At 63.7% G+C, this 8,064-nt stretch carries 10 protein-coding genes; 7 read left to right on the plus strand and 3 right to left on the minus strand.

From position 1 onward, the window contains the following. The gene (locus EJD88_RS13080) at positions 1–606 is read right to left on the minus strand and encodes a prepilin-type N-terminal cleavage/methylation domain-containing protein (RefSeq protein ID WP_158878147.1); all 606 of its coding nucleotides are present in this window, start codon (positions 604–606) and stop codon (positions 1–3) included. Beyond that, positions 603–1,064 carry a type II secretion system minor pseudopilin GspH gene (gene gspH, locus EJD88_RS13085; protein WP_158878148.1) on the minus strand — a complete coding sequence of 154 codons (462 nt, stop codon included), beginning with the start codon at positions 1,062–1,064 and terminating at the stop codon, positions 603–605. Before gspH ends, EJD88_RS13080 begins: the two co-directional genes overlap by 4 nt. 68 nt (positions 1,065–1,132) lie before the next feature. Between gspH and EJD88_RS13090 the strand changes: the two genes are divergently transcribed. Beyond that, positions 1,133–1,564: a type II secretion system protein N gene (locus tag EJD88_RS13090; RefSeq protein ID WP_158878149.1), complete on the plus strand. Its 432-nt coding sequence runs from the start codon at positions 1,133–1,135 to the stop codon at positions 1,562–1,564. 6 nt (positions 1,565–1,570) lie between these two features. Here EJD88_RS13090 and gspI read toward each other — a convergent pair whose 3' ends face one another. Then, complete coding sequence (gene gspI / locus EJD88_RS13095; RefSeq protein WP_158878150.1) at positions 1,571–1,957, minus strand: type II secretion system minor pseudopilin GspI; 387 nt, start codon at positions 1,955–1,957, stop codon at positions 1,571–1,573. Between the two features lie 137 nt (positions 1,958–2,094). Here gspI and gspG point away from each other — a divergent pair, with 137 nt between their 5' ends. From gspG to EJD88_RS13125, 6 genes are all read left to right on the plus strand, one after another. Next, positions 2,095–2,544 (plus strand): type II secretion system major pseudopilin GspG, encoded by a 450-nt coding sequence (gspG, locus tag EJD88_RS13100; RefSeq protein ID WP_099585038.1) that lies wholly within the window; start codon positions 2,095–2,097, stop codon positions 2,542–2,544. Between the two features lie 8 nt (positions 2,545–2,552). Then, positions 2,553–3,476, plus strand: coding sequence for a type II secretion system minor pseudopilin GspK (gene gspK, locus EJD88_RS13105; RefSeq protein ID WP_158878151.1), 924 nt, complete (start codon positions 2,553–2,555; stop codon positions 3,474–3,476). Continuing rightward, complete coding sequence (gene gspL, locus EJD88_RS13110; protein WP_158878152.1) at positions 3,473–4,606, plus strand: type II secretion system protein GspL; 1,134 nt, start codon at positions 3,473–3,475, stop codon at positions 4,604–4,606. Before gspK ends, gspL begins: the two co-directional genes overlap by 4 nt. After that, positions 4,599–5,108, plus strand: a complete 510-nt coding sequence (gspM, locus tag EJD88_RS13115) for a type II secretion system protein GspM (protein ID WP_256673573.1) — start codon at positions 4,599–4,601, stop codon at positions 5,106–5,108. Before gspL ends, gspM begins: the two co-directional genes overlap by 8 nt. Continuing rightward, on the plus strand, positions 5,105–7,387 hold the full coding sequence (gene gspD / locus EJD88_RS13120) for a type II secretion system secretin GspD (protein WP_158878154.1): 2,283 nt from the start codon (positions 5,105–5,107) through the stop codon (positions 7,385–7,387). The genes gspM and gspD overlap by 4 nt, the downstream gene beginning before the upstream one ends. Before the next feature lie 142 nt (positions 7,388–7,529). Continuing rightward, on the plus strand, positions 7,530–8,064 hold a 535-nt coding region (locus EJD88_RS13125; protein WP_178121991.1), incomplete at its 3' end, for an ATPase, T2SS/T4P/T4SS family.

Here is an 8,064-nt window from a genome sequence, read left to right on the forward strand (position 1 = left end):
TTACTGGAATGGCCCCACGACGAGCCGGTAGCGTTCCTCGCCCTGCAATGTCCTGCGGGTCAGGTTGATCTCCAGGCCGATGGGATCTTCCTTGCGGTTACCGGCGAGCTGGCGCCAGCCTTGGCCCGGCTCCCAGACACGTACTTGCAGGTCGCTGACAGGGGACAACACCGCAACCGCTTTTTTCGGCGCCGGTAACGGGTATCGATCCCTGGCCACTGAGGTGGCGCGGTACAGCGTGTCACCGTCCAACCACCAGCGCACACGCTGCAAACCGATCTCGGGCGACGCTGCGCTGCGGATGATGTTCAACTGAAAGTCCCGATTGTCGGCGCTGCGAACGCTGATGGCGGCGGGGCCTTCGGGCTGCTCGTCAGGGGTCAGGGCTGGGGTTCTCAGTTCCACGCTGGCGCGCAGGGCCAGGTCGCGGTCCAACTGGTTCAAGGTGCGTAACAGCGCCTCGGTCTGTTCGGTGCTGGCCTGCAGATGGCTGTCGGCACGGCTCACGCTGTCGAGGCCGCGCCAGGCAATCAGGCTGACAATGGCCATCAGCATGATCGCCACCATCACTTCGATCAGGGTGAAGCCGCGCTGGTCGGTTTTCATGGTTCACTCGCCACCCGTAGTTGGCCGGTGGCCGTGCGTTGCACGGTGAGGCGGTGCTGGCCGTCCGAGAGTTGCAACTGCAAGGGCGTGGCGAACCATTCGGCATTCAGCACCACCGGTTGTCTGGGCATGACACGTACCGTCATGGACGGTGTTTCCCAGGGGCGGGGACGCAGTTGCGGGTCGTTCATGAAGTGATCCAGGCCTGGGCCGGCGTCGTTGCGACGGCTCAAGCGAAAGCCCTTGGCGTCTGCGCGCCAGGTGATGGGGCGGCCATCGGCGCGGGCCTCGGCCTGGGCGATTTGCAGGGTCTGGACCAGGCGGTTGGCGTCCTTGCGCAGCATCTGCAACGGGTCGGGTTTGATGCTCAGGCTGATCGCCGCGCTGGCAATGCCGACGATCACCAGCACCACCATTAGTTCGATCAGGGTGAAGCCGTGTTGGTTGTGCTTGCTCATCACGCAACGCTCCTTCGTTGTGACGCTCTCCTGTAGACTGCCCGGCTGGACAACAAGGAGGTTGTATCTTGGTTGCTTTCTTTGCTTTATCGGCGCCGCGCCTGTTGCAGGCCGTGGCGTTGGTCACGGCGCTCGCCGGTGTGCTGGTCTGGTCTTCGGTGTTGCTGACACCGGCCGAGTCCCAGGTGCCGCAGGTCACGCCACAGGTGTTGGCCGCACGCCCTGATACGTCGGCATTGCAGTGGTTTTCCAGCCAGCCGGCGGCGGTGGATATCAAGGTCTCCGGGTTGATGGCCGGGGCGCGGGGTGCAGTCGCTATTCTGAGCCTGAACGATGGCCCACCGCGCAGTTTTCTGGTGGGTGAGTCGTTGGCCCAAGGTGTGCGCCTGGCCGCGATCGAAGGCGATGCCGTGGTGATCGAGCGTGGTGCGCAGCCCCAGCGCATCAAGGTCAGCACGTTGCCGGACGCGGTGGTGCTGCCGCGATTGACCCAACCCTGAGCAGGCTCATTCGTGTGTGCCTGATGGTGGGTTGAGCAGCGTTTCCAGGCGCGCCAACGGCGGTGCCTCGCCCTTGCGCTGCGACACCAGCACGGTGACGCGCATCAGGCGTCCGTCGGCGCTGGGGGTGATGCGTTGTTCGCAGCGCAACTGCAACGCTCCCTGGTCACACTCGAACGCCTTGCGTCCGGTGGGCAGTCGCGCCTCCAGGCGCAGTTCGGCGAGCCTGCTCTGTGCCGACAGCAGCGCCATCGAACGGTCGCGCAGCAACCCATTGCTTTGGGTCATCAAGCCCGCCACGCGCACCGCCGCCGCCATCGCCACGGCAATGATCGCCAAGGCGACGAGCACCTCGATCAACGTAAAACCTTGCTCCTTGCGCGACAGCTCCATGGGTCACTCGTGGTGTAAAAACACGCCGCAGAATAGCACTCGCGGAGCCGTCGGCAGTGGCCAATTATTTTTGCTATCCAGATAGTTAGTTTTGTTACACTGCGCGCCGAATTAGGATCAAGCCAAGGATGGTGGATATGGATTTCGCACGCAGCAAGGGTGGGCCTCGCGCCCGCCGCGCCCAGCAAGGTTTCACCCTGATCGAGATCATGGTGGTGGTGGTCATCCTCGGCATTCTGGCCGCGATTGTCGTGCCTAAAGTGCTTGACCGCCCAGACCAGGCCAGGGCGATTGCGGCGAAGCAAGATGTCGCTGGCCTGATGCAGGCACTCAAGCTGTATCGCCTCGACCACGGCACCTATCCCAGCATGAACCAGGGCCTCAAGGTGCTGGTCGAGCGCCCCGCAGATGCCAAAAATACCAACTGGCGCTCCTATCTGGAGCGCCTGCCCAACGACCCGTGGGGCCGTCCTTACCATTACCTGAATCCTGGCGCGAACGGCGAAGTCGATATCTTCTCCCTCGGCGCCGATGGCCAGCCTGACGGCGACGGTGTGAATGCCGATATCGGATCCTGGCAGCTCTAAGCGCCGCCATGAAACCGCCGTCGCCCACCGTGGCGAAACAGCGTGGCATGGCGATAATCAGCGCTTTGCTGATCACGGCCGTGGTTGCGGTGATCGCCGCTGGCATGCTCACACGCCAGAGTGTGTTTACCCGTTCACTTGAGGCCGAGCAGGCCCGTGTGCAGGGCAGCGCCTTGCTGCTCGGTGGCCTGGAAGTCAGCCGGCAATTGCTCCGGGACGCCCGCGCGCAGGATGTGCTGACCCGGCTCGACCAGCCCTGGGCGCGCCCGATCCGTACCGCGCAGGACGGCGAATTCGAAGGCCGTCTTGAAGACCTGCAAGGCAAGTTCAATCTGCGCAATTTGGTCGTCCGCGAGCAGGTGGATCTCGGGCAGATGCGCAGTTTCGAGCGGCTGTGCGCAATGATCGGTGTCGATGCGCGTCTGGCCCAGCGCATCAGCCAACGTTTCATCGCGGGCTATCCACGCAAGCCGGTTGCGTCGGCATCAGGCCTGCCGGGGCCAGCGTTACCCGCCACCCAGCCGATGCTGCGCAGCCTTGACCAATTGCGCGGTATCGAAGGCCTCGACGAGCCGCTGTTGGCCCGGTTGGAGCAATACGTCAGCATTATTCCGGTGACTACCTGGGTCAACAGCAACACGGCCAGTGCCGAGGTCCTCGCGGCCGTCGTGCCGGGGTTGTCCCTGGCCCAGGCCAGCCAGTTGGTGGCGGGGCGCGACAGAGGCCAGTGGTTTATCAATCGCGGCGATTTCGTCAACCGCGTGCAATTGCCCAAACTCAACGTGGATGAACTTGATGTGGGGATCACCAGTGAGTGGTTCCTGCTCCACGGGCAGGCCCGTCGCAACCAGCGCCGTGTTCAGTTGGACGCGCTGCTGTATCGCCCGGAAGACGCGATGCCCAGGGTCATCTGGTCGAGGCTCGGCGTATGACGCGCCTGCGCATTGCCTTACCGCCATTGGATGGCTTGGCGTCACACAGTGAGCTTGAGTTCGCGCAACTGGACCGCAACGGCAGCGTCCGCCACATCGCCAGCAGCACCCTCGAACGCCTCGGGCAAACCTTCAAGGCTCACACCGTCGAGTGTTTCCTTCACCCCACCGACAGCATCCTCACCCGTATTGACTTGCCACCTCTTTCTGCGGCACGCACCGCTGCGGCTGTCACCTGTGCTGCGCAGGCGCTGATTCTGGGGCGCAGCGAGCAGATGCATGTGGCACACAGTGCTCGGGACAGCGCTGGGCAGGTGCATTTGGGCTGGCTGCCCAAGGCCGCCCTGGATCGGGTCGGCCAGTTGCTCGGCCTGCATCAACTGAAGCTTCGCGGCCTGTACCCGGCACCTTACCGGTTGCCTGTGCCGCCGGCAGGGCAGGTCAGTACGTGCGTGGTGGACGGCCAGTTACTGCTGCGTTTCACCCAGGCCCACGCGGCGGTGGAACCGTTGGCCGAGGACCGTCTGCAGGCGCTCGCGGCTGCCGGGGAAACGCTGCTGTGGCCCGTGGATCAGCAGTGCTGGAGCGGCGCCGCGCCAGGTTGGAGTTTGCACGCAGGCATCGGCAAGGGCGCTGCACCGGCAGCCGGCTGGGGCAGGGCAGCGGCTTGTTGTGCGCTGGCCGTCGGCGTCTGGGTCGGCGGGCTGAACCTTTACGCCGCCCGTGAAATCGCCCAGGGGCAACAGCTCAAACAGCAGATGAACCAGCGCATGAAGCAAGCATTTCCAGAGCTGCCGGTGATCCTCAATCCCCTGCAACAGGCCCGTCAGCAATTGGCGGCCCGGCAAGGGGGCGGGGCAGCGCAGGCCCATCATGATTTTGCGTACCTGGTAAAACACGCCGCCAGTGCGTTGCCGTCCATGGTCGGCAGCGTCCAGGCGTTGACGTTCAGCCAGCGCCAGTTGCAGGTGCAGATGACGGCCGAGGCGCCTCCCGTTGCAGACAGCACGGTGCACGCCGCATTGAGCCCGGTGGGACTCTCCGCCAGCCGCGAGGGACGCGTATGGACGCTCACCGCGCTGGCCGAGCCCGCTGAGCCTGATGCCAGCCAGGAAGACAGCGATGAATAACCAGAGGCTGGTGGCGTTGCGAGGGCGTTGGAACGCATTGGCCCCCCGCGAAAAAATCATGCTCAGTGGCGCGACGGTGTTTCTCGCCAGCCTGCTGGTCTGGGCCTCATTGATCCAACCCCCCCTCAGGCAGCTCGACTACTGGCAGGTCGAAACCCCGAAACTGCGTTCCCAGAGTCAGGCGCTGGAACTGTTGCTGCGCGAGGTAGCCCCGCCTGCCGGGCTGAACCTTGCGCACGCCTTGGCGCAATCCCTGGATACCGGCGGATTGGCTGGGCACTACCGCTTGCAGGCCCAGGATGGGGGCTGGCAACTGACACTGGACGCTGCGCCCGCCGATGCGGTGATCGGCTGGTTATTGAGTTACCCAAACCAATTTTCCCTGGACGTGGTCGAGGCGTATTTGCAGCGTGCAGGCGAAGCCACGCCCGACAACACGGCAGGCACTCTCTCAGGAACCGTCCGCATGGATCAGATGCAGGTCGCTAAGGAAGCTTCATGAAGTGGTCAGGTTCCCATTATGTAAGGACGGCGGCGCCGTTTATGTTGCTGGCGCTGGGTGCCTGCAGCGTGCATCCCAGCGTTGATTCGCCGTTGGACAGTGAACTCGGCGTGCCCCTGGCCATCACCCCGCGCAGCGGTGACGCGCTGGTGGACAGGCAACGTGCGCAGGTGCAAATCGAACGGCAGGTGCGGCCGCTGCACAAGGTCGCCAGCCCTGCGCGCAGCAGCGGCGCGGGTCGTAACGGCACGGTATCGAGCACACCGTTAGGTGATCAACCGGTCACGCTGAATTTCGTCGAGGCCGACATTCAGGCCGTGGTGCGGGCATTGTCCCGCGCCACCGGGCAGCAGTTCCTGGTGGATCCACGTGTTAAGGGCAGCCTTACGCTGGTTTCCGAGGGGCAGGTGCCGGCGCATCAGGCGTACGACATGCTGCTGGCGGCGCTGCGCATGCAGGGGTTCAGCGTGGTGGACGTGGGGGGTGTCGCGCAAGTGGTGCCCGAAGCTGATGCCAAGCTACTGGGCGGGCCGATCTACAGTGCCGACAAACCTGGCGGCAATGGCATGCTCACGCGCACGTTCCGCCTGCACTACGAAAACGCGGTGAACCTGATCCCGGTGCTGCGCCCGATTGTTTCGCCGAACAACCCGATCAACGCCTATCCGGGCAACAACACCATCGTGGTCACCGACTACGCCGAGAACCTCACGCGGGTGGCGCAGTTGATCGAAGGCATCGACACGCCGAGTGCTATCGATACCGACGTGGTGCAGGTTCAGAACGGCATCGCCGTGGACATCGCCGAGATGGTTGCGCAACTGCTGGAGCAGGCCGGCGGCGACCCGACGCAGAAAATCACGGTGGTGGGCGATCCCCGTTCCAACGCCATCGTGATCCGCGCCGGCAGCCCAGAGCGGACCGAGCTGGCACGCAATCTGATCTATAAGCTCGATAACGCCCAGGCCAACCCGAGTAATTTTCATGTGGTGTACCTGCGCAATGCCCAGGCGGCAAAACTGGCGCAGACCCTGCGCGGTTTGCTGACCGGCGAGAGCGACAGCGGCAGTGGTGATAATGCGCGGTCGGTACTCAGCACGATGGGCGCCAGTACCACGGGCAGCCAGACCGGGCAGAGCAGCAGCCAAAGTACCACCAGCACCAGTGAATCGGCGCAGACAACCAGCAACTCGACCAGCCAGGCCGGTGCGCAACAGCCCGAGCAAAACGTGGCGTTCAGTGCCGGTGGCGTCACCCTCCAGGCTGACTCGACCACCAACACCCTGCTGATTTCCGCCCCGGAACCGTTGTATCGCAACCTGCGCGAAGTCATCGACATGCTCGACCAGCGCCGCGCCCAGGTGGTGATCGAAAGCCTTATCGTTGAAGTGGGTGAGGACGACGCCAATGAGTTCGGCGTGCAGTGGCAAAGCGGCGACCTGGCCGGCAAAGGCGTGATCGGTGGCGCCAACCTGGGCGGCACGGGGTTTAACCTCAATGGCAAGACCAGCGTTGACGTGCTGCCCGGCGGGCTCAGCCTGGGCTTTATCAATGGCACGGTGGATGTGCCCGGCATTGGCAAGGTCATGGACCTCAAGGTGTTGGCCCGTGCGCTCAAAAGCAAAGGCGGCACCAACGTGCTGTCGACGCCCAACTTGCTGACGCTGGATAACGAGGCCGCGAGTATTTTTGTGGGCCAGACCATTCCATTCGTGAGTGGCAGCTACGTGACGGGCGGCGGCGGTACCAGCAACAACCCGTTCCAGACCGTCACCCGCGAAGAGGTCGGTTTGAAGCTGAATGTGCGGCCACAGATTTCCGAGGGCGGCACGGTCAAGCTGGATATCTACCAGGAAGTCAGCAGCATCGACGAACGCGCCTCCAGCAGCGCGGCCTCGGCGGGTATCGTCACCAATAAGCGCGCTATCGACACCAGTATTCTGCTCGACGATGGGCAGATCATGGTCCTGGGTGGCTTGTTGCAGGATGGGTACAGCCAGAGCAATGAAGCGGTGCCGTGGCTGTCGAGCATTCCGGGGCTGGGGGCGTTGTTTCGCAATGAGCGGCGGGCGGTGAACAAGACCAATCTGATGGTCTTTTTGCGGCCTTACATCATCCGTGACAGTGGGGCGGGGCGGGCGATTACGTTGAATCGCTATGACTATATGCGCCGGGCTCAAGGTGGGTTGCAGCCGGAGCATAGCTGGGCGATGCCGGATGTGCAGGCGCCGCAGTTGCCGTCGGTGGAGAAGGCGATTCCGGCAGGTACACGGCCATGAGCCTGCTGTACACAGAACTAAATGTGGGAGGGGGCTTGCCCCCGATGAGGGTGTGTCAGTCATGTTTGCATAAACTGACCCACCGCTATCGGGGGCAAGCCCCCTCCCACATTTGGACTGCGTACTCCAGTGGGAGAGGGGTATGAGCCTGCTGCCCTACGCCTGGGCCAAATCCCAGCGCATCCTTCTGCGGCCCGGCGACGAAGGCATGCTCCTCACCGTCTGCCCTTCAACCCCCGGCTGGTCCATCAGTGAAGTCCAGCGCCAGTTTGGCGAGTCGCCGATTGAGCAGGTACGCGACGATGAACTCGACGGCCTGCTCGCCAGCGCTTATGCCGACACGGGCAGTGCCGCCGCTGTGGTCGGTGCTGCTGAGAACGAGGTGGACCTGGACCGTCTGATGCAGGACATGCCCGAAATCACCGATCTGCTCGACACCCAGGACGGTGCGCCGGTGATCCGCATGATCAACGCCTTGCTCACCCAGGCCGCCCGCGATGAGGCGAGTGATATCCACATCGAACCCTACGAAACCCATTCCGTAGTGCGCTATCGCGTCGACGGCACGCTGCGCGATGTGGTGTCGCCGCGCAAAGCGCTGCACGGTGCGTTGGTGTCGCGGATCAAGATCATGGCCCAGCTCGATATCGCCGAAAAACGCCTGCCCCAGGATGGGC

Source organism: Pseudomonas sp. PB105 (genome assembly GCF_009764655.1).
GTDB lineage: Bacteria > Pseudomonadota > Gammaproteobacteria > Pseudomonadales > Pseudomonadaceae > Aquipseudomonas > Aquipseudomonas cyclaminis.